19 protein-coding genes and 5 tRNA genes are annotated in these 19,309 nt (G+C 58.9%); 14 read left to right on the top strand and 10 right to left on the bottom strand.

Annotation, left to right across the window (positions count from 1 at the left end; translation table 11 throughout):
* Positions 1 to 39: 39 nt before the first annotated feature.
* The 7 genes from QMK58_RS10560 to gltX all read right to left on the bottom strand — a co-directional run bounded on the left by QMK58_RS10560 (position 40) and on the right by gltX (position 3,854).
* Positions 40 to 873 carry an alpha/beta fold hydrolase gene (locus QMK58_RS10560; RefSeq protein WP_053157859.1) on the bottom strand — a complete coding sequence of 278 codons (834 nt, stop codon included), beginning with the start codon at positions 871 to 873 and terminating at the stop codon, positions 40 to 42.
* A gap of 29 nt (positions 874 to 902) precedes the next feature.
* On the bottom strand, positions 903 to 1,442 hold the full coding sequence (locus QMK58_RS10555; protein ID WP_053157856.1) for a TetR/AcrR family transcriptional regulator: 540 nt from the start codon (positions 1,440 to 1,442) through the stop codon (positions 903 to 905).
* Positions 1,443 to 1,627: 185 nt separating this feature from the next.
* Positions 1,628 to 1,703, bottom strand: a tRNA-Glu gene (locus QMK58_RS10550).
* A gap of 80 nt (positions 1,704 to 1,783) precedes the next feature.
* Positions 1,784 to 1,859, bottom strand: a tRNA-Ala gene (locus QMK58_RS10545).
* A gap of 53 nt (positions 1,860 to 1,912) precedes the next feature.
* Positions 1,913 to 1,988 (bottom strand) — tRNA-Glu (locus QMK58_RS10540).
* A 79-nt stretch (positions 1,989 to 2,067) separates the two neighbouring features.
* A tRNA-Ala gene (locus tag QMK58_RS10535) sits at positions 2,068 to 2,143 on the bottom strand.
* Positions 2,144 to 2,372: 229 nt separating this feature from the next.
* The gene (gene gltX, locus QMK58_RS10530) at positions 2,373 to 3,854 is read right to left on the bottom strand and encodes a glutamate--tRNA ligase (protein WP_053157853.1); all 1,482 of its coding nucleotides are present in this window, start codon (positions 3,852 to 3,854) and stop codon (positions 2,373 to 2,375) included.
* A gap of 231 nt (positions 3,855 to 4,085) precedes the next feature.
* Between gltX and QMK58_RS10525 the strand changes: the two genes are divergently transcribed.
* Both QMK58_RS10525 and QMK58_RS10520 read left to right on the top strand, forming a co-directional pair.
* Positions 4,086 to 5,174: an HlyD family secretion protein gene (locus QMK58_RS10525; protein ID WP_320396250.1), complete on the top strand. Its 1,089-nt coding sequence runs from the start codon at positions 4,086 to 4,088 to the stop codon at positions 5,172 to 5,174.
* A gap of 49 nt (positions 5,175 to 5,223) precedes the next feature.
* Positions 5,224 to 6,714: an MDR family MFS transporter gene (locus tag QMK58_RS10520; protein WP_320396524.1), complete on the top strand. Its 1,491-nt coding sequence runs from the start codon at positions 5,224 to 5,226 to the stop codon at positions 6,712 to 6,714.
* Positions 6,715 to 6,786: 72 nt separating this feature from the next.
* On the opposite strand, the gene uvrB is transcribed toward QMK58_RS10520, so the two are convergent.
* The gene (uvrB, locus tag QMK58_RS10515) at positions 6,787 to 8,802 is read right to left on the bottom strand and encodes an excinuclease ABC subunit UvrB (RefSeq protein ID WP_053157844.1); all 2,016 of its coding nucleotides are present in this window, start codon (positions 8,800 to 8,802) and stop codon (positions 6,787 to 6,789) included.
* 334 nt (positions 8,803 to 9,136) lie between these two features.
* On the opposite strand from uvrB, the gene QMK58_RS10510 reads away from it, so the two are divergent.
* Together QMK58_RS10510 and QMK58_RS10505 are read left to right on the top strand one after the other, a co-directional pair.
* Entirely contained in the window at positions 9,137 to 10,333 is a 1,197-nt protein-coding gene (locus QMK58_RS10510) for an amino acid aminotransferase (protein WP_053157841.1), read from the top strand.
* A gap of 230 nt (positions 10,334 to 10,563) precedes the next feature.
* The gene (locus QMK58_RS10505; RefSeq protein WP_053157838.1) at positions 10,564 to 10,773 is read left to right on the top strand and encodes a hypothetical protein; all 210 of its coding nucleotides are present in this window, start codon (positions 10,564 to 10,566) and stop codon (positions 10,771 to 10,773) included.
* Here the strand turns inward: QMK58_RS10505 and QMK58_RS10500 are convergent.
* On the bottom strand, positions 10,770 to 11,000 hold the full coding sequence (locus QMK58_RS10500; RefSeq protein WP_053157835.1) for a hypothetical protein: 231 nt from the start codon (positions 10,998 to 11,000) through the stop codon (positions 10,770 to 10,772). The genes QMK58_RS10505 and QMK58_RS10500 overlap by 4 nt on opposite strands.
* Positions 11,001 to 11,219: 219 nt before the next feature.
* Here QMK58_RS10500 and QMK58_RS10495 point away from each other — a divergent pair.
* The 10 genes from QMK58_RS10495 to QMK58_RS10450 all read left to right on the top strand — a co-directional run bounded on the left by QMK58_RS10495 (position 11,220) and on the right by QMK58_RS10450 (position 18,105).
* Positions 11,220 to 11,292 (top strand) — tRNA-Asn (locus tag QMK58_RS10495).
* Positions 11,293 to 11,455: 163 nt separating this feature from the next.
* The gene (locus QMK58_RS10490; protein WP_034150898.1) at positions 11,456 to 12,769 is read left to right on the top strand and encodes a tyrosine-type recombinase/integrase; all 1,314 of its coding nucleotides are present in this window, start codon (positions 11,456 to 11,458) and stop codon (positions 12,767 to 12,769) included.
* Positions 12,770 to 12,839: 70 nt separating this feature from the next.
* Entirely contained in the window at positions 12,840 to 13,286 is a 447-nt protein-coding gene (locus QMK58_RS10485) for a hypothetical protein (RefSeq protein ID WP_320396249.1), read from the top strand.
* A gap of 60 nt (positions 13,287 to 13,346) precedes the next feature.
* Positions 13,347 to 13,652 (top strand): transcriptional regulator, encoded by a 306-nt coding sequence (locus tag QMK58_RS10480; RefSeq protein WP_320396248.1) that lies wholly within the window; start codon positions 13,347 to 13,349, stop codon positions 13,650 to 13,652.
* A 196-nt stretch (positions 13,653 to 13,848) separates the two neighbouring features.
* Positions 13,849 to 14,715, top strand: coding sequence for a toprim domain-containing protein (locus QMK58_RS10475; RefSeq protein ID WP_320396247.1), 867 nt, complete (start codon positions 13,849 to 13,851; stop codon positions 14,713 to 14,715).
* Positions 14,708 to 14,953, top strand: coding sequence for a hypothetical protein (locus QMK58_RS10470; protein WP_034150895.1), 246 nt, complete (start codon positions 14,708 to 14,710; stop codon positions 14,951 to 14,953). Before QMK58_RS10475 ends, QMK58_RS10470 begins: the two co-directional genes overlap by 8 nt.
* Positions 14,946 to 16,874 carry a DUF927 domain-containing protein gene (locus QMK58_RS10465; protein WP_320396246.1) on the top strand — a complete coding sequence of 643 codons (1,929 nt, stop codon included), beginning with the start codon at positions 14,946 to 14,948 and terminating at the stop codon, positions 16,872 to 16,874. Before QMK58_RS10470 ends, QMK58_RS10465 begins: the two co-directional genes overlap by 8 nt.
* A 5-nt stretch (positions 16,875 to 16,879) precedes the next feature.
* The gene (locus tag QMK58_RS10460) at positions 16,880 to 17,248 is read left to right on the top strand and encodes a hypothetical protein (protein ID WP_320396245.1); all 369 of its coding nucleotides are present in this window, start codon (positions 16,880 to 16,882) and stop codon (positions 17,246 to 17,248) included.
* On the top strand, positions 17,241 to 17,735 hold the full coding sequence (locus tag QMK58_RS10455) for a hypothetical protein (RefSeq protein WP_320396244.1): 495 nt from the start codon (positions 17,241 to 17,243) through the stop codon (positions 17,733 to 17,735). The genes QMK58_RS10460 and QMK58_RS10455 overlap by 8 nt, the downstream gene beginning before the upstream one ends.
* Positions 17,736 to 17,793: 58 nt before the next feature.
* Positions 17,794 to 18,105 carry a hypothetical protein gene (locus QMK58_RS10450; protein ID WP_052321309.1) on the top strand — a complete coding sequence of 104 codons (312 nt, stop codon included), beginning with the start codon at positions 17,794 to 17,796 and terminating at the stop codon, positions 18,103 to 18,105.
* A 286-nt stretch (positions 18,106 to 18,391) separates the two neighbouring features.
* On the opposite strand, the gene QMK58_RS10445 is transcribed toward QMK58_RS10450, so the two are convergent.
* Entirely contained in the window at positions 18,392 to 19,255 is an 864-nt protein-coding gene (locus tag QMK58_RS10445; protein ID WP_007942986.1) for an MBL fold metallo-hydrolase, read from the bottom strand.
* Positions 19,256 to 19,309: the final 54 nt, after the last annotated feature.

The raw sequence follows: 19,309 nt of genomic DNA, 5'->3' as shown, positions 1-19,309 counted from the left end.
CCGGTCAGATAGTTTCGACTGGAGCAGTGTAACGGATGCTCAGGCCGATTGGCGCGATTGCAGACTGCGACCGGCCAGCAGTGATAACACCCCATCAATGACCTGAGGATCGGCCAGTACGCGCTGATGCCCGCCCTCTTGCAGACGCATCAGACGACTGTCGAACCACGCCTCATGGATCAGTTGCGATTCCTGAACAGCGACCAGGTGATCATCCTCGGCATGGACAATCAGGCCGGGCATGTCGAGTTGATAGTGAGCGACATCGAGCATCGCAGCGCGCATGCCGACATCATTCTCGACCTGACGAATGAAGGCTGAACGAGCCTTGGGGGGCAAACCCACATAGCGGGCGAACCCGCGCAAAACGCCAAGAAGGCGGGCCGGGGCGGAAATGGTGACCAGTGTCTCTGTGCGCAGCCCCAATTGCACCGCAAGCATTGCGCTGGCGCCCCCCATGGAATGACCAATGACCGCTTGCAGCGGTGGCAGTTCGGCGGCGGCTTCAAGCATGGCACGGGCGAACAGCACCACATTCGCTTCGCTGCCCGGTGAGCGCCCGTGAGCCGGAGCATCCAACGCTACGACCGAATAACCGGCATCGACCAGCGCCGTGATCAGGCTGGCGAACTGCGTCGGGCGCCCTTCCCAACCATGCATCAGCAACACCGCAGGCCCCTGCCCCCAGCGCAGTGCTGACAGGCCGAAACGCAAAGTGATGCGTTCGGACCTGGCCAGCAGTGGCAATTCCCAATCACGCGGCGGCAGGTCCCGCGGTGTCATGTAGGCCAGGCGCATTTTGCTTGCGACCAGCCTCGGTGCAAACCAGCCCAAGGTACCATTAACGCCACGAACCCACTTCAACGTGCTCATCGCATTCTCCCCAGGCCGCAGCCTTCAGGTCAACGCACTGCCGATTTGGCGGCGCGCAGCAATCGATCGGACAATTCTCCCGGCCCCAGCGCCCGCGCCAGAGCCAGACCACCCACCATCAAGGCCATGTCGGCCAAGGCTTTATCAGTTTCTTCAGGGCTGGCCGCCAACTGCGCGACCATCAATTCCATGTGCTCATTGAGAGCCTCACGGAAGGCATCCGGCAGTCGGCCAAGCTCACCGACTGATGCAGGAATCGGGCAGGCTGATTCGGAGGAGTCGCGATGCTTGCGAGACAGATAGAACGCTGCCACCAACGCACGACGCTCTTCGCCGGTCAGTTCAGCATCCATGTCGGCAATCAGGTCACGTCGGTGACCGAGCAATTGCCTGAAGGCCTCCAGCATCATGGCGTCCTTGCTTTCGAAGTGCGCGTAGAAACCGCCGACCGTCAGGCCCGCCGCGCCCATCACCTCGCCCACGCTCGGTTCGGCCGGGCCACGCTGAATCAGCGCTGCGCTGGCGGCCTTGAGGATGCGTTCGCGGGTTTGAGCTTTTTTATCGTTCATCGTTGCCTCCGAATATTACGACTAGAATATTATTCTCATAATAATTTTCCGCAAGTCGTGGATGTGACCGCTGGTCTGAAGAATAGTTTGAAAGAGATAGGGGAGATTTGGCCAAACGCCAGACAAACAAAAGGGCCATTCAATAATTGAATGACCCTTATAAAATCCCGCAGAGCGGGTAATCGTGGCGTCCCCTAGGGGACTCGAACCCCTGTTACCGCCGTGAAAGGGCGGTGTCCTAGGCCACTAGACGAAGGGGACACAAACCCTTCTATACAACTGATCAGTGCTGAGTGCTGATCGATTCAAGGCCGGTGTGGCCAGACCTTGAACTGTAAAATTGGTGGAGCTTAGCGGGATCGAACCGCTGACCTCCTGCATGCCATGCAGGCGCTCTCCCAGCTGAGCTAAAGCCCCGGATTTTTCGCCTCTCGGCGGAGTGACATCTTGCAACATCACTTCTGTAAAACTGGCGTCCCCTAGGGGACTCGAACCCCTGTTACCGCCGTGAAAGGGCGGTGTCCTAGGCCACTAGACGAAGGGGACGCAAACCCTTCTATACAACAGATCAACGCTGAGTGCTGATCGCTTCAAGGCCGGTGTGGCCAGACCTCGAAGTGTAAATTGGTGGAGCTAGACGGGATCGAACCGTCGACCTCTTGCATGCCATGCAAGCGCTCTCCCAGCTGAGCTATAGCCCCTCATCGTTGATGTCATCGCTGAGGACGGGGCGAATCTTAAGGGTGTATCGAAAGCCTGTCAAACTTATTTTGCAAAAAAACTAAAATTTTTTGCCGACATAACAATCACTTACCGCCCTCCCCCGACAAATCAGGGGTTTTCCCCAACTGTAGGAGCTGGCTTGCCAGCGATGGCGGCCGCAAGGTCGCTTCGCCAGCAAGCCGGCTCCTACAGGTCAACCCTGTGGGATCAGGCGATAGAGCCCAACAGCTTTTCCCACTCCTTGTTTTCTTTCTTCGAAACGCCGCCCAGCAGGTCAATGGCCTGGCGCAGACGGAAACGGGTCAGGTCCGGCCCAAGGATTTCCATCGCATCGAGCACCGACACCGAGCTGGCCTGACCGGTGATCGCAGCGAACATCAGCGGCATCGCGTCACGCAGCTTCAGCTCCAGGGATTCGACCACGGCCTGGATAGTCGCAGTGATGCTGTCCTTCTCCCACTGACGCAGGCTTTCAAGTTTCCACAGGATCAACTGCATCAACTGACGAACCTGATCGCCCGAGAGCTTCTTGGATTCGAACAGCTTGGCATCCGGGTTTACACCACCGGCAAAGAAGAAGCAGGCCAACGGGGCAACCTGGCTGAAGGTTTCAACCCGACCCTGCACGTGTGGCGCGATCTTCATCATGTATTCAGGATTGAGCGCCCACTTCTGCACGCGCGCGGCGAACTCTTCAACCGGCAGGTCACGCAGCCATTGGCCGTTGAGCCACGACAGTTTCTCGATGTCGAAGATCGGCCCGCCGAGGGAGACTCGCTTCAGATCGAAGTTATCGACCATTTCCTGCAGCGAGAACTTCTCGCGCTCGTCCGGCATCGACCAACCCATGCGCCCCAGGTAGTTGAGCATCGCTTCCGGCATGAAGCCCATGCGCTCGTAGAAGGTCACCGAGGTCGGGTTCTTGCGTTTTGACAGCTTGCTCTTGTCCGGGTTACGCAGCAGCGGCATGTAACACAGCTCCGGCTGTTCCCAGCCGAAGTATTCGTAGAGCAGGATCAGCTTCGGTGCCGATGGCAGCCACTCTTCGCCACGCAATACGTGGGTAATGCCCATCAGGTGGTCGTCGACCACGTTGGCCAGGAAGTACGTCGGCAGGCCGTCGGTCTTCATCAGGACCTGCATGTCCATGCGGTCCCACGGGATTTCAACGTCGCCACGCAGCATGTCGGGCACCACGCAGACGCCTTCGCTCGGCACCTTCATGCGGATCACGTGCGGTTCGCCTGCTGCCAGGCGACGATCGACTTCTTCTTTGGATAACAACAGCGCCCGGCCGTCGTAACGCGGGGTTTCACCGCGAGCCATTTGCTCGGCGCGCATCTGGTCCAGTTCTTCGGCGGTGCAGAAGCACGGGAAGGCATGTCCCATGTCGACCAGTTGCTGGCAGTACTTCTGATAAATATCGCCGCGTTCGCTTTGACGATAAGGCCCGTGCGGGCCGCCGACGTCCGGGCCTTCGCTCCAGTCGATACCGAGCCAGCGCAGGGCGTCGAAGATCTGTTGTTCGGACTCGCGGGTCGAACGCAACTGGTCGGTGTCTTCGATCCGCAGGATGAACTCACCGCCATGCTGCTTGGCAAAGCAGTAATTGAACAATGCGATGTAAGCGGTACCTACGTGGGGATCCCCGGTAGGCGATGGCGCGATGCGAGTGCGGACGGTGGTCATGGCATGTCTCGAAAAGAATAAAAAGCGAATTTCAAACAAGGCGCGAATGGTAACAGGCGACACCCGCCCGGCTCCAGTGAACAGGGCATTTAAGCCAAGGTTGCGACTGGAAGGCCGGTATGGAGCGCTGAATGGCCGAACATCAGTGAATGGCATTTACCGCTTATCGGCTATATGACAGATTTGCGAGCTGTTAACTTCTCTTACAATTTATCGACTACAGTTTGCCCCATGCCTGCCCAACTCCAGCGCCGCCTGTTTACCTTCCTGCTGATTGTCCTGTTGATTGCCGGGGGGCTGTTTGCTCACTGGTTTCTCAACGGTCGCTTTTATGAAAGCACCGATAACGCCTACGTCCAGGGTGAAATCACCCGTGTGTCCAGCCAGTTGGGCGCGCGCATCGATGTGGTGCTGGTGCAGGACAACCAGCATGTCGAGAAAGGCCAACTGCTGATCAGGCTCGAAGGTGATGACTTCCGACTCGCCGTCGACCGCGCCAACGCAGCCCTCGCCACCCGCCAGGCCGAACGTCTGCAAGCCCAGAGCAAGCTGACTCAGCAAGCCAGCCTGATTGCCGCCAGCGAAGCACAAGTCGCGTCAAGCCAGGCAAGCCTGGGACGCTCGCAAATCGACCTGACTCGCGCCGAAACCTTGCGCAAACCCGGCTACATCTCTGAAGAACGGGTGACCAGCCTTTCTGCCGACAATCACATTGCCCGCTCGCAAGTGGCCAAGGCCCAGGCCGACGCACAAAGCCAGCGCCAGCAAGTCAACGCGCTGAACGCCGAGATCAAACGCCTCGACGCGCAGATCGCCAATGCCAAAACCGACCTGGCCCAAGCCGAACTGAACCTGACCCGCAGTGAAATCCACGCCCCCATCGGCGGCCTGATCGGCCAGCGTGCCGCGCGCAACGGGCAAGTCGTGCAGGCCGGCGCCTATCTGTTGTCGATCGTGCCGGACGAAGACATCTGGATTCAGGCCAACTTCAAGGAAACCCAGATCGGCCACATGCAGCCTGGCCAGAAAGCCGAGCTGACTTTCGACGCCTATGGCGATACGCCTATCGAAGCCCGGGTCGACAGCCTGTTTGCCGCTTCCGGCGCGCAGTTCAGCCTGTTGCCGCCGGACAATGCCACGGGCAACTTCACCAAAGTTGTACAACGGATTCCGGTCAAACTGACCTTCGCTGCGGACAATCCGCTGCGCGGCAAGATTCGTCCGGGCATGTCGGTCACCGCCAAGGTGAACATCAAGGACGCCCCGCAAGACGTCAGCGCAAAAGTGAGCATCAAAGACGCCCCTGACGATGGCCGGTGATCAACTGATCCGCCCGGTCGGAGAACCGAGCCGGCGGGACTGGATTGCGGTGATGAGCGTGATGCTCGGCGCCTTCATGGCGGTGCTGGACATCCAGATCACCAACTCGTCGCTCAAGGACATTCAGGGTGCGTTGTCGGCGACCCTGGAAGAAGGCTCGTGGATTTCCACCTCGTACCTGGTGGCCGAGATCGTCATGATTCCGTTGACCGCGTGGCTGGTGCAGCTGTTGTCTGCGCGGCGCCTGGCGGTGTGGGTGTCCTTCGGGTTTCTGGTCGCTTCCCTGCTCTGCTCCATGGCGTGGAGCCTGGAAAGCATGATCGTGTTTCGCGCCTTGCAGGGTTTTACCGGCGGCGCACTGATCCCGCTGGCCTTCACCCTGACCCTGATCAAACTCCCGGAGCATCACCGCGCCAAAGGCATGGCCATGTTTGCCATGACGGCGACCTTCGCGCCCTCCATCGGCCCGACTCTTGGCGGTTGGCTGACGGAAAACTGGGGCTGGGAATACATCTTCTATATCAACGTTCCACCCGGCCTGCTCATGATCGCCGGCCTGATGTACAGCCTGGAGAAGAAAGAAGCGCACTGGGAACTGCTCAAAAGCACCGACTACGCCGGCATTCTCACCCTCGGCGTGGGGCTCGGCTGTTTGCAGGTGTTTCTGGAAGAAGGTCATCGCAAGGACTGGCTGGAATCGAACCTGATCGTGGCCCTGGGCAGCATCGCGCTGATCAGCCTGATCACTTTCGTCATCGTGCAGACTTCCAGACCCAATCCGCTGATCAACCTCGGCATCCTGCGCAATCGCAACTTTGGCTTATCGAGCATTTCCAGCATCGGGATGGGAGTCGGATTGTACGGCTCGATCTATTTACTGCCGCTGTATCTGGCGCAGATCCAGAACTACAACGCCTTGCAGATCGGCGAAGTGATCATGTGGATGGGCGTGCCGCAGCTGTTTCTGATTCCGCTGGTGCCGAAGCTGATGAAGTACGTCTCGCCCAAATGGCTGTGCACGCTGGGCTTCGGGTTGTTCGGACTGGCTAGTTTTTCCTCGGGCGTGCTGAACCCGGACTTTGCCGGACCGCAGTTCAATCAGATCCAGATCATCCGCGCCCTCGGCCAGCCGCTGATCATGGTCACCATTTCGTTGATCGCTACGGCGTACATTCTTCCGCAGGACGCGGGATCGGCGTCGAGCCTGTTCAACATCCTGCGCAACCTCGGCGGCGCCATCGGCATCGCCCTCCTCGCCACGCTGCTGGATGAACGGACCAAGGTTTACTTTGATTACTTGCGCGAAGCCCTGGTGCCGAGCAATCCGCAGGTCGCCGAGCGCATCGCTTCGCTGAGTGATCGATTGGGCAATGAAACCGCGGCACTGGGCAAGCTCAGTGAGATCGCCCATCAGCAGGCGTCGATCATGGCCTACAACGACGCGTTTCATTTTGTCGGGATCGTGCTGGGGATCAGCATGGTTGCGGTGTTGCTGACCAGGAAATTGCCGGAGGGGTTGAAGGCTGGCGAGGCGCACTAACTGGTTTTTGTACCGCCCTGACTGGCCTCATCGCGGGCTTGCCCGCGATGAGGCCGGATCAGGCACTGCAAATCAAACGGTAATCAACCGCTCGCGCAACTTGGCAATCTCGTCGCGCATCTGCGCCGCCGCTTCGAACTCCAGATCCCGAGCAAGCTGATACATCTTCTCTTCCAGGGCTTTGATGCGCTTGGCGATCTCGCCCGGCGAGCGCAGTTCGGCTTCGTATTTGGCGTTTTCCTCGGCGGCCTTGGCCATGCCCTTGCGCTTCTTGCTGCGCGAACCCGGTACGGTGGCACCTTCCATGATGTCGGCAACGTCCTTGAACACACCTTTGGGCGTAATGCCGTTTGCCAGGTTGAAGGCGATCTGCTTGTCGCGACGGCGCTCGGTTTCGCCGATCGCGCGCTCCATGGAACCGGTAATGCGGTCGGCATACAGGATCGCCCGACCATTGAGGTTACGCGCTGCCCGGCCAATGGTCTGGATCAACGAACGCTCGGACCGCAGGAAGCCTTCCTTGTCCGCATCGAGGATAGCCACCAGCGAGACTTCCGGCATGTCCAGGCCTTCGCGCAGAAGGTTGATACCGACCAGCACATCGAAGGTGCCAAGACGCAAATCGCGGATGATTTCGACCCGCTCCACGGTGTCGATATCCGAGTGCAGATAGCGTACTCGCACACCGTGATCGGCCAGGTAATCGGTCAAGTCCTCGGCCATGCGCTTAGTCAGCGTGGTGACCAGCACCCGCTCTTCGACCGCCACACGCTTGCTGATTTCCGACAACAAGTCGTCGACCTGGGTCAGTGCCGGGCGAATCTCGATTTGCGGGTCCACCAGCCCGGTCGGACGCACCACCATGTCAATGACACGGCCTGCGTGTTCGGCTTCATAGTTGCCTGGCGTCGCCGAGACGAAAATCGTCTGCGGGCTGATGCTTTCCCACTCATCAAAGCGCATCGGCCGGTTGTCCAGCGCCGACGGCAGGCGGAAGCCGTATTCCACAAGGGTTTCCTTGCGCGATCGGTCGCCTTTGTACATCGCGCCGACCTGCGGCACGCTGACGTGAGATTCGTCGATTACCAGCAAAGCATCGGCCGGAAGGTAATCGTAAAGGGTTGGCGGCGGCGCGCCGGCTTCGCGGCCGGACAGGTAGCGCGAATAGTTTTCGATGCCGTTGCAGTAGCCCAGTTCGAGGATCATCTCCAGATCGAATCGGGTGCGCTGCTCAAGGCGCTGTGCCTCGACCAGTTTGTTGTTGGAACGCAGGTACTCCAGGCGCTCCTTCAATTCCTCCTTGATCCCTTCTACGGCACCCATCAGGGTTTCCCGTGGTGTTACGTAGTGGCTTTTCGGGTAGAAGGTGAAGCGCGGCAGCTTGCGGATGACTTCGCCGGTCAATGGATCGAACGCCGACAGACTTTCCACCTCGTCGTCGAACAGCTCGATACGGATCGCTTCGAAATCAGATTCAGCCGGGTGGATATCAATCACATCGCCGCGCACGCGGAAGGTGGCACGGGCGAATTCCATGTCGTTGCGGGTGTATTGCAGATCCGCCAGGCGCCGCAGCAATTCACGCTGATCGAGCCGATCGCCGCGATCCACGTGCAACACCATTTTCAGATAGGTTTCCGGACTGCCCAGACCATAGATGCACGAGACCGTGGTGACGATGATCGCGTCTTTGCGTTCCAGCAATGCCTTGGTCGCGGAAAGGCGCATCTGCTCGATGTGATCGTTGATCGAGGCATCTTTCTCGATGAAGGTATCCGAGGACGGCACATAGGCTTCAGGCTGATAGTAGTCGTAATAGGAGACGAAATACTCCACGGCGTTGTTCGGAAAGAAGGCCTTGAATTCCCCGTACAACTGCGCCGCCAGGGTCTTGTTTGGTGCCAGCACCAGGGTCGGACGCTGCACTTGGGCAATCACGTTGGCGATGCTGAAGGTCTTGCCCGAGCCGGTCACACCGAGCAGCGTCTGGTGCGCCAGCCCGGCTTCGATGCCCTCGACCATCAGGCGAATGGCTTCCGGCTGATCGCCGGCGGGCTCGAAACGGGTGACTAGCTGGAATTCAGACATGAAATACCTCTGGATCACTCTTGCCGGCAAACCGACACGAACGAGAAAGACCGCAAACGACCATTGTCGCCCGAGGAAAAAACTGGATTGCGCTCAATGTGGTGCCGATTGCCGGAGCTTTCAAGGCAAACGTCCTACAACGCGTAAAGACTTTGACGACCACAATCGACTAACGGTCGAAAAATAATCGGAAAAACTTAACGTAAAAGCCGATTCGCCTGTCGCCATCAATCGCCGATGGCCTCTATACTAGCTCCCCGTTTGTGCACCGCTCTAGTGCATTCGGCTGGAGCGCGACACGTCCCTCCATTTTCCATTCAGAGCCGCCGCAATAATGAGCCTGTTCTCCGCTGTCGAAATGGCACCACGCGATCCAATCCTGGGCCTCAACGAAGCATTCAACGCCGATACCCGTACCAACAAGGTCAACCTGGGGGTCGGTGTTTACTGCAACGAGGAGGGGCGAATTCCACTCCTGCGCGCCGTTGTCGAAGCCGAAACCATTCGCGTTGCTCAACACGCTTCCCGTGGCTACTTGCCAATCGACGGTATCGCCGCCTACGACCAGGCCGTGCAGAAACTGTTGTTCGGCAATGACTCGCCGCTGATCGCCGCTGGCCGCGTGATCACCACCCAGGCCGTTGGCGGTACTGGCGCCCTGAAAATCGGTGCGGACTTCCTCAAGCAACTGCTGCCGAACGCCGTCGTTGCGATCAGCGACCCGAGCTGGGAAAACCACCGCGCCCTGTTCGAAACCGCGGGTTTCCCGGTGCAGAACTATCGCTATTACGACGCCGCCACCCACGACGTAAACCGTGCCGGCCTGCTGGAAGACTTGAACGCACTGCCAAACGGCTCGATCGTTGTGCTGCACGCCTGCTGCCACAACCCGACCGGTGTAGACCTGAGCCCGGCGGACTGGAACAACGTGCTGGACGTGGTGAAAGCCAAAGGCCACGTGCCGTTCCTCGACATGGCCTACCAGGGCTTTGGCGACGGCATCGACGAAGACGCCGCCGCCGTGCGCCTGTTTGCTGAATCGGGCCTGACCTTCTTCGTTTCCAGCTCGTTCTCCAAATCGTTCTCGCTGTACGGCGAACGCGTTGGCGCACTGTCGATCGTCAGCGAATCGAAAGAAGAAAGCGCGCGCGTGCTGTCGCAAGTCAAACGCGTGATCCGCACCAACTACTCCAACCCGCCGACCCACGGTGCAAGCATCGTCGCTGCAGTACTGAACAGCCCGGAACTGCGTGCTCAATGGGAAGCCGAACTGGCCGAAATGCGCCTGCGCATTCGCGGCATGCGCATCCAGATGGTCGACACCCTGGCGAAAAACGCGCCGCATCGCGATTTCAGCTTCGTTGGTCGTCAGCGCGGCATGTTCTCGTACTCCGGCCTGAGCGTTGAGCAGGTTCATCGTCTGCGCAACGAGTTCGGCATCTATGCCCTGGACACCGGCCGCATCTGCGTGGCTGCGCTGAACCAGAGCAACATCAAGGCGGTTACGGATGCTATCGTTCAGGTGATCTGAACCGCACCGTGAGACAAAAAACGGGAGGCCTATGGGCTTCCCGTTTTTTATTTGTCTTGTTGATCGCTCAATTCCCGGCCCAAGCCCTTAGACTGCACACAAAACCTTGTAGGAGCCGGCTTGCTGGCGATGGCGGCCGGCCGACACCAATGTCGAACATTCTGGCCTGTTCGCCAGCAAGCCGGCTCCCACGGGTTTTGTGTAGACCCTGGAATTCTTGCGAGAACGATATGAAAAACGATGACCTTCGCGCCGACCGCGATGACCTGGATGACCTGGATCGCTTCAGCCCCCGCGCGCCCGCCAAACGCGGCAACAACCTGGTCATGCAAGTCGCTGCCGGTGTCTTTCTTGGCGGCCTGGCCCTGTGGCTGGTACAACTGGGTGCCACGGCGCTTTACGCCAAGCTGATGCTCGGCACAATTACCTTCGGCGGTTAAGCCAGTTCGATCGCACGCTGGCTGGCTGCGTCGTCAAAGGCAACGTACAGCGACTCGGCGACCTGGCTCTTGATCGCTTTGGTGCTTTCCAGGCCCAGGACAAAGCCCTCGGCCTTGCCGCCTGCACGGTTCAACTCCTCGGCGTTGCTGGCCTGTGTAATGGCGTCGAACAGCTTTTCGGCATGAGGGCCGACACCTTTGGGCAGACTGATTTGAGCAATGCTCATGCGAACACCTCGTTGTTGCGAGGTGTTGTCGGGGTCAAGCAAGTCATGGCGCGTACCTTTTCGGCGAATGGCCGGTAGCGCGTGTTACCACTTCCGGGCAGCCATGTTAGCCTCCGCAAGCGAATCCGGTAACCGCCAATCACCGATAAACCGCCATCCATCCCGATTTTGCCAACACGCGCTTGACTTCTCTTTTTGAATCAGTAACATAGACGCCATTCCGCGATAGCTCAGTTGGTAGAGCAAGTGACTGTTAATCACTGGGTCCCTGGTTCGAGTCCAGGTCGTGGAGCAATTTTCATGCTTTTACATGTTCACACATGACCAAAAAGCAGCCGCAAGCCCCGCCTAGTGCGGGGTTTGTCGTTTCTGGGTGTATATTTATGCACCCGGATACCTTCACTGTTTAAGGGTACGTGAAGGGGTACGCCGGTTCGATTTGGAGGCATACCCCTATGGCGCGCACCGTCACCCCCCTTTCCGATTCCAAGTGCGAGGCAGCCAAGCCCCGCGACAAGGATTACAAGCTATTCGACGGCCAAGGCCTGTTCCTGCTAGTAAAACCCTCTGGAGTGAAAACCTGGCGGTTCAAGTTCATCCGTCCTGATGGCCGCGAGGGGCTGGCTACGTTTGGAAACTATCCTGCGCTAGGCCTGAAGGCCGCTCGTGAACGTCGAGCGGATGCCCTTGAGCTGCTGGCCCACCGGCAAGACCCCATCGAGCACGCCAAGCAAGCCAAGGTCGAGGTGTCCAATGCCCGCAATCACACCTTCAAGGCGCTGGCGCTTCAGTGGCACGCTACGAACGCCCGCAAGTGGTCGGAGGGGTACGCGCATAGCGTCCTGCGCCGACTGGAAACCCACCTCTTCCCCAGCCTTGGAGCCCGCCCCGTCTCCGATCTGAAAGTCCGCGACCTGGTCGCACCGCTCAAGGCCGTGGAAAAGCTCGACGCCCTGGATCTGGCCAATCGCCTGCGCCAGTACCAAGACGGCATCATGCGCTATGCCGTTCAACACGGCCATATCGACAGCAACCCAGCCCGCGACCTAGTGGGCACGACCGCCACGGGAAAAACCAAGCGCCGCCCTGCACTGCCCTTCGATCAAATCCCCGACCTGCTGGGGCGCCTCGAAGTCTACAAAGGGCGTCCACTCACTCGTCTGGCGGTTCACCTGTCACTGCTGCTGTTTATCCGCTCCAGTGAACTGCGCTTTGCCCGCTGGCCTGAAATCGATCTGAAACGGGGTGTATGGACGATCCCCGGCAAGCGGGCACCCATCGAGGGCGTGAAATACTCCCATCGAGGCGCCAAGATGGCCACAGCCCACGTGGTGCCGCTGAGCCGACAGGCCGTCGCCATGCTTAAGCAAATACAGCAGATGACCGGACACCTTGACCTGGTGTTTGCCGGCGACCACTACTACTGGAAGCCGATGTCGGAGAACACTGTGAACAAGGCCCTCAGCCTGATGGGGTACGACACCAAGACGGAATTGTGCGGCCACGGCTTCCGTGCCATGGCCTGCTCCGCCCTGACGGTATCCAGGCTGTGGGGCGAAGACGCGGTAGAACATCAAATGAGCCACCTAGAGCGCAACAAAACGCGAGGCGCCTATACCCACCTGGCTGAACACATGGAGGAGCGCCGGCTTATGATGCAGTGGTGGGCCGACTACCTGGACGCCAATCGGAAACAGCACATTACCCCATACGACTTTGCCCACCCGGAGGCCGAAGGCGACAACGTGGTGTCGATCCTGCGCGGCTAACTCACTTTCGAAGGCGTACCCCCACCTGCTGACCTACTCTATAGGGCGTCATATGGAGGCACGCCGACCCATGAAAGAAGACAAAAAACAGCAGGCGCTCAACGAGCTTTCCCAGCGACTCGCTCAGTCGTTTCAACAAATCACTCAGCCGTTTCTACCCCTTGGCAAGTTAATTGGGCATATAGGGGCCAGTCTTTATGCCGATTATCAAGAGTGCTTGGACGCAGAAAGGAAGCTCGAAAACTTACCGATGGATGAATACAAGATGATCCCTCAGCTCCTGGAGCAGAAACGCGAACAAAGAAAATCAGGCGGACGTGTGACAGGGGAGCAGCGGAAACAAAAAAAAGAGGTGGATCACGCCGAAGTAATAAAAATGTTCCACACACTGAAAACAAAAATGTCAGAGCGTGGCATCGCTGCAAAGATTGCCGAGCTGACCAAACTTCACCCAACCACGGTTCGGCGAATCTTGCGTGAGGCAGGGCTCAAGAAAAAAAAGCGAACACAAGCTTGAGCAGGTGCTCGTTGTGACTCCTAACGTATGGGTGTTCATACACATTTGGAGACACCCAAAATGCTATCGCAATCGCTCATCGACAAAGGTCTGATTCCACAACCTGATACCTTTAAATTGATGGGAGTTTCTCGTTCCGGCGGGGAAAAACTCAAGCAAAACGACCCAGACTTCCCACAACCGATCAAATACGGCGAAAGCCGCCAAGCCGCCGTTTACTATGTCGTGGCCGAGGTCGAAGCGTACCTGGCGGCCAAGATCGCAGCACGCGACACTCGCTACAAAATGAGTAAGGAATCCCACCCCACTCAATACAAAGAAAATGCGGAATCCCACCCCAGCTCGCCTCCTGAACAACCCCTGTAATCGCCCATAACGACCCAACCTGCATATCAGCGGGGCGCTCCCGGCTTGCCCAGAAAACGCCCCATGAGGACTAGCTATGTCTCATAAACATATGTCCCAAAAACAAAGCCCGCTGAGGAACTGGCTGGACTCTCACAACAACTCACAGCAATACCTTACGACTCCATCCGACTGCCGCCCAGCGTTCTGCACTGCCATGCAGGCCGTCTACGGGCCGCTTGATTGGCTGCCCGTGGCCGATGGCACCATTCACCGTTTCCGTGTACCTGATGACAAGCCCGGAAGCCTCAACGGCTGGTACATCTTGTATCTGGATGGCATCGCCTCGGGTGCGTTCGGTAGCTGGAAGACTGGCGGCTCCAACACCTGGAGCAGTCGCGAACCTGCCGATCACCGCGAAGCCGAACAGGTGCGCCAGCGCATCGAGCAAGCCCGGCGCCTGCGCGAATCCGAACGTCTCCAGCGCCAGCAGAAGGCCGCGCAACGTGCCGCATATCTCTGGCGCAACGCTCGCCCCGCCGACCCTGCACACCCGTATCTGGTGGCCAAGCGTGTAGGCCCGCACGACCTGCGCCAGCGCGGTGACGAACTGCTGGTGCCCCTGCGCAACGTGGCGGGCGATCTGGTCAACCTGCAACGTATCGGCGCCGACGGGAGCAAACGCTTTCTGTTCGGTGGTCAGGTGCAAGGCGCCTTCCATTTGCTGGGACAGATTGACCCCAGCAATACGCTGTTCATTTGCGAGGGGTTCGCTACGGGCGCCACGCTGATCGAGCAATACCGGGGCGTCTATGGTGTGGCCTGTGCGATGAATGCCGGGAACCTTCAGCCACTGGCGCTGGCGTTGCGCGAGCGATTCGCCGAGGGCCTAGACCTGCTGATCGCCGGGGACGACGACCGCCTAACTTCCGGCAACCCCGGACGCAAAGCCGCCAACGCCACCGCCGTAGCGGCGGCCTGTTTTGCGGTATTTCCCGAGTGGCCCGCCAATGCGCCCGACCACCTTACCGACTTCAACGACTTGCAGTGCTGGATTGCCAGCCAGGAGAACCCCCATGTCTGATCGCCCAGCCTTGACGACCAATCACGTCGACATCGATGCCGCGCTGAATAGCTTCATCGACCTGCTCCCGCCTGGCTGCCGCGAGCTGTTTCCGGCAATCGAAGACGCGTTGCTGGCGCTGGAGAAGGCCATCGACAAAGACGCCGCCCGCCAGCACCTGGCGCAGACCATCAAGCCGTTGCAAGCGCTCATTGTCGCCGCCTCACCATTCACACAACGGGGCCCCGACCATGACTGACACCACACTCCCAAACGAGCCAGCCCGCGCCGTTGGTTCCGCCAGCGATAGCGAAGGAAAGCCCGCCAGCAAGCGTCCGGCGAAGGCTGCTAAAGCGCCTGACAAGCGTTTGGCATCCGTGGTCAATCCGCGCCGCACGGTCACACCGTCGCGTCCCTGCTATGCGACCTATTCCACTTGGGTGCAAACCGAGTGTGGCCACATCCTGCCACCGGGGCTGTACTTCCACGGCATCCGCGACGAAAAGGAGACGGACAACTTGATCTGCTCGCCTTTGGAAATCATGGCGATCACCAGCGACGAACGCGGGGAAAACTTCGGACGCCTGATTCGCCTGATGTCCAGTGGCGGCGGCTGGCGCGAATGGGCCGCCCCCATGGAAATGCTGGCCGGTGATGGTTCCGAACTGCGCGCGGTGCTGCTCAACCTCGGCGCCACCATTCCGTTTGGCCAGCGCCGGGCGCTGATGGATTACATCATGGCGAGCAACCCGAAACGCCATGCCATGGCCGCCACCCGCACCGGCTGGCACGGGCCGGCATTGTTCGTGATGCCGCGCAAGGTCATTGGCGCCGGCGACGTGGTGTTTCAGTCGTCTGAATCGGGCGGTCACGAATACTCACAGGGAGGTAATTTAACCGCGTGGCAAGCCGAGGTGGCAGATCGCTGTGTTGGCAACCCCGTGCTGATTCTTTCTGTCTGCGCCGCGCTGGCCGGCCCGCTGCTAGCTCAATTGGATATGGATGGTGGCGGCTTTCACTTATTGGGTGACAGCTCTGGTGGTAAGAGCATCGCGCTCTTGGCGTCTGCCAGTGTGTGGGGCAAGCCACTCGACTTCTGGCGCACCTGGAACGCCACCAGCACCGGACTGGAAGGCGTGGCCACCCTGCGCAATGACACCTTGCTGGTGCTGGACGAAATCGGCGAGGCCAAGCCACAGGACTTGGGCGGGATCATTTACGCCCTGGGCAACGGCACCGGACGCCAGCGCGGCAAGGTGTCGGGATTGCCACGTCCCACACAGAAGTGGCGCGTCATTGTGTTTTCCAGCGGTGAATACACCATTGGCAAACACATGGCCACTGCTGGCGCGCACATCAAGGCCGGTCAGGAACTGCGCCTGCTCGACGTTCCGGTCAATCGGCATTACGGCGTCTTCGACAATCTGCACGGCCTGGAACTGCCGCACGATCCGAACAACGTGGAGGACTGCAAGGGGGCCGGTCGCGTCTTCGCTGAAACCCTAAAACATGCTGCTGCCAAGCACTATGGGCATCTTGGCCCGGCCTTTGTCGAGCTGCTAATAAAGCGTGTCCAGCGTCCCGATGGCAGTCCGATGAATGCCGAGGAGATCGAGCGCGCCAATCTAGAATTAAGGGCGGTCTACGCCGAGATGCGCAAAGCGTTCCCCGTCGGCACAGGGCAGGAGGCACGCGCCGCCGCACGCTTTGCTATCGCGGCGCTGGCCGGTGAAATGGCGATACAGGCGGGGTTGCTGCCTTGGGCACCGGGGACGGCGCGCGAAGCCATGGTGGAGCTGTACAACGACTGGGCCGACTACCGTGGGCGCGGCCAGTCGGAGGACATCAAGATTCTGCGCGCCGTGCTGGGGTTCATTGATCGTCACGTCTCCCGCTTCGCCAACGCGGAAGGCACCGACACCGCGCCGACTCACAACCGTGCGGGCTGGTACCGCGCTCACGGCGATGGCCGCTTGTACCTGTTCAACTCTGACGCTTTGGCCGAGGCAGCCCAAGGGTTTGACCTCAAGCGCGTATTGGCCTGCCTGGACAACGCCGGGGCCATTGAGGAGCACCGCACCAATGGCAGTCCCTGCAAGCAGGTGCGCATCCCCGGAGAAGGTCGACCCTACGTTTACGTTATCAACCCCGCTGCCTTGCAAGCCGCTTTGGAGGAGTAGCCGTGTTGAATCAAGCAACCACAACCGGAAATGGGTTGAAGACATGGAAGACAGCCAGAAAAAGCCTGTATTTATGCGGCCTGCAAGCAATTCAGGATGGAAGACAGATAGGAGACAGATGGAAGACAACAGAAGACAGTCAAATAATCTTGATACCTGTTCTGTCTTCATTGTCTTCCATCGTTTTCATCATTGAAGATAGCTGTAGGCCCCGTATTTACTGGCTGTCTTCCATGTCTTCCATGTCTTCACGCAAAACAACATACCCAACACCGAATTTTGACCACCCGAAAACAACGAAAGCCCCGTATCTATTGGAGTTCACCATATTTTCACCTTCGAAAAACATGCAAAAAGAGGTGGTTTTTGACTGATCACCTCGACTTGCCCGCCCTGGGCAACTTCCTGCGCCACAGCGCACCGTCACAGATCATTCATGACGACATCGCACCAGGGCAACGGAACGCCGCACACCAGCTCGACGCCACCCGTTGGCTGGAGAGGCTGGCCGATGTGCTGGGATGCTCACCTGCCTGGCTGATCGAGACGGGCCGAGTGACCGCCGAGGACTTGGCCACCATGGGCCCCATCGGTCGAGCGGCTCGGTTGATTCGCTCCTACGGTTGGGAGGCACCACCAGCGCCAGCGATTGACCGATTCAAGCAAACGGCGACACACGACCATGGAACGCACCGCTCCGCCGAAACTGCCACACCTGAGTGGCGCCACGCTCGTGACCAATACCTCAACCACATCATGGCCTGTCGGGCCTGCTACGCGCCGAGAGCTCGTCACTGCTTGGCTGGTGCCGACCTGCGCGCCAGCTACGAGAATACGCCCATGGCGTCGCACCACGCTTGATACCCAGGTCAGTACGTTTAACGAGCAGCTCGAAGCTATCGAACTGAGGGGTTAACCCATGAACATTCAAAACAGCGTTCAACCGCTGGCGGATTCGCTCAGCCCGAAGAAAGCCTCTGTCTGGTACGTCACCCATCCCAAGGTGCCCAAAGCGCTGCTGGGGCCGTTCCTGACTGAGGAAGACGCGGAGTGTGGCCGCGTAGTGATGCGCAGTGCCGATGCCGTGGTGACGGCCTGTCTGGTCGATTCAATCGACGACATCACTTACGGCCACGCCGTGAACAACGGGAAGGTTTTCCGAGCCTTTGCTGGCGCTGCTGGCGAGGGGCCTGAAACATTCGACGCCTCCCCCCACCACCCATGCCAGTAGTTGCACGCCACTGACGTGCTACTCACCCCCCCGGTAGAGGTTCTTTTTTTAGGCATGATGACCGGGGGTAGTTCGAAGCCCGGAATTCGCCGACTTTGTCGTGAAAAAATAGTGACCATTAATAGACATACTTTCCATACTTCCGTTAGAAGCATCTATTCGGTTTTCGACCTAAGCGGAGTTGCGCTTCAACAGCAATCGGCCAGAAGCAGCTATCCGATGCTTTCAACTCTTGGACCGATTCAATTTGTATGTTTGCAAATACAAACACTCAACCATGCAGCACTCAGCTGTCGAAGCGGCTCAACGTTCTGTAATAGTCAAAGGGGATATAGCGCGATTGTCGGTCGCGCATTACCCTGACCATCGTCACATCGGGATCGCGAGCAAAAAACAGACGTCCACCGTTGGCCACAAGGTTGTCGAGCACGTGCTCCTTTTCATCGATCACGCATTCAGGGTTGCGGTCAAACGCGCTGGTCATTGCCAGGTTCAACCAATGGGTCCCTGGTATCAGATCGCCCGCAAACAACACCGGACCACCAGGCAGTTGAACTTCGGGCAACAGTTGTCCCGGGGTATAACCATCGCTGGTGTGAAACCGCCAGCCCTCACCGAACGCCTCGCAGCCGGAATCACCGATCAACGTCAACCGCCCACTGCCTTCAAGCCGGTGATTTAGAGGTGAAACGAACAAATCCCGGTCGCGTGGATGCGGATGGCGTGCCCGCAGCCAATGACGTTCGCCGCAGAAGTAACGCGCGCGGGGAAATAAAAGGCGTGGCATCTCCCCGTCCCTGATCAGTTCACTAAGTTCACTGGAAAGATGCGCCTGTAGATGGGTCAACACCACGGCGTCCACCGCGTTTTCATCCAGACCATGTTGCGCCAGACTTTCGAGCAATCCCGGTTTGCGCGGCTGACAGCGGCAATTGCGATTCGCAGCTACCAGCAGCCCGTCGGCGCCAGCCATGACCAGCGTGTTCTTGCCCTGTTCTTGCACCAGCATTGTTCGCGCCGCGATCTCCACCAGGTTGTCGTGGTCGGGCCTCATCAAATCTGCCCAACGCCGGCGCGGGGTCTGGCCGAACAAAATGCCGCCATCAAGCCTGCGAGATGTGCCCGCCAGGGTGGAAATAGTACGTTCCACGATGCCTACCTTTTTAATTTTGTCATCTCGACGACCGTTTGAAGTGTTGCCTCG

The organism is Pseudomonas sp. P8_241 (assembly GCF_034008315.1).
In the GTDB taxonomy this organism is placed as follows: domain Bacteria; phylum Pseudomonadota; class Gammaproteobacteria; order Pseudomonadales; family Pseudomonadaceae; genus Aquipseudomonas.
This window is presented reverse-complemented; position numbering and strand designations above follow the sequence as displayed.

Bases quoted from the DNA above. Each gene is read 5' to 3' on its own strand.
- QMK58_RS10560 (WP_053157859.1), bottom strand. From the start codon at position 873: ATGAGCACGTTGAAGTGGGTTCGTGGCGTTAATGGTACCTTGGGCTGG.
- QMK58_RS10555 (WP_053157856.1), bottom strand. From the start codon at position 1,442: ATGAACGATAAAAAAGCTCAAACCCGCGAACGCATCCTCAAGGCCGCC.
- gltX (WP_053157853.1), bottom strand. From the start codon at position 3,854: ATGACCACCGTCCGCACTCGCATCGCGCCATCGCCTACCGGGGATCCC.
- QMK58_RS10525 (WP_320396250.1), top strand. From the start codon at position 4,086: ATGCCTGCCCAACTCCAGCGCCGCCTGTTTACCTTCCTGCTGATTGTC.
- uvrB (WP_053157844.1), bottom strand. From the start codon at position 8,802: ATGTCTGAATTCCAGCTAGTCACCCGTTTCGAGCCCGCCGGCGATCAG.
- QMK58_RS10510 (WP_053157841.1), top strand. From the start codon at position 9,137: ATGAGCCTGTTCTCCGCTGTCGAAATGGCACCACGCGATCCAATCCTG.
- QMK58_RS10505 (WP_053157838.1), top strand. From the start codon at position 10,564: ATGAAAAACGATGACCTTCGCGCCGACCGCGATGACCTGGATGACCTG.
- QMK58_RS10500 (WP_053157835.1), bottom strand. From the start codon at position 11,000: ATGAGCATTGCTCAAATCAGTCTGCCCAAAGGTGTCGGCCCTCATGCC.
- QMK58_RS10490 (WP_034150898.1), top strand. From the start codon at position 11,456: ATGGCGCGCACCGTCACCCCCCTTTCCGATTCCAAGTGCGAGGCAGCC.
- QMK58_RS10485 (WP_320396249.1), top strand. From the start codon at position 12,840: ATGAAAGAAGACAAAAAACAGCAGGCGCTCAACGAGCTTTCCCAGCGA.
- QMK58_RS10480 (WP_320396248.1), top strand. From the start codon at position 13,347: ATGCTATCGCAATCGCTCATCGACAAAGGTCTGATTCCACAACCTGAT.
- QMK58_RS10475 (WP_320396247.1), top strand. From the start codon at position 13,849: ATGCAGGCCGTCTACGGGCCGCTTGATTGGCTGCCCGTGGCCGATGGC.
- QMK58_RS10470 (WP_034150895.1), top strand. From the start codon at position 14,708: ATGTCTGATCGCCCAGCCTTGACGACCAATCACGTCGACATCGATGCC.
- QMK58_RS10465 (WP_320396246.1), top strand. From the start codon at position 14,946: ATGACTGACACCACACTCCCAAACGAGCCAGCCCGCGCCGTTGGTTCC.
- QMK58_RS10450 (WP_052321309.1), top strand. From the start codon at position 17,794: ATGAACATTCAAAACAGCGTTCAACCGCTGGCGGATTCGCTCAGCCCG.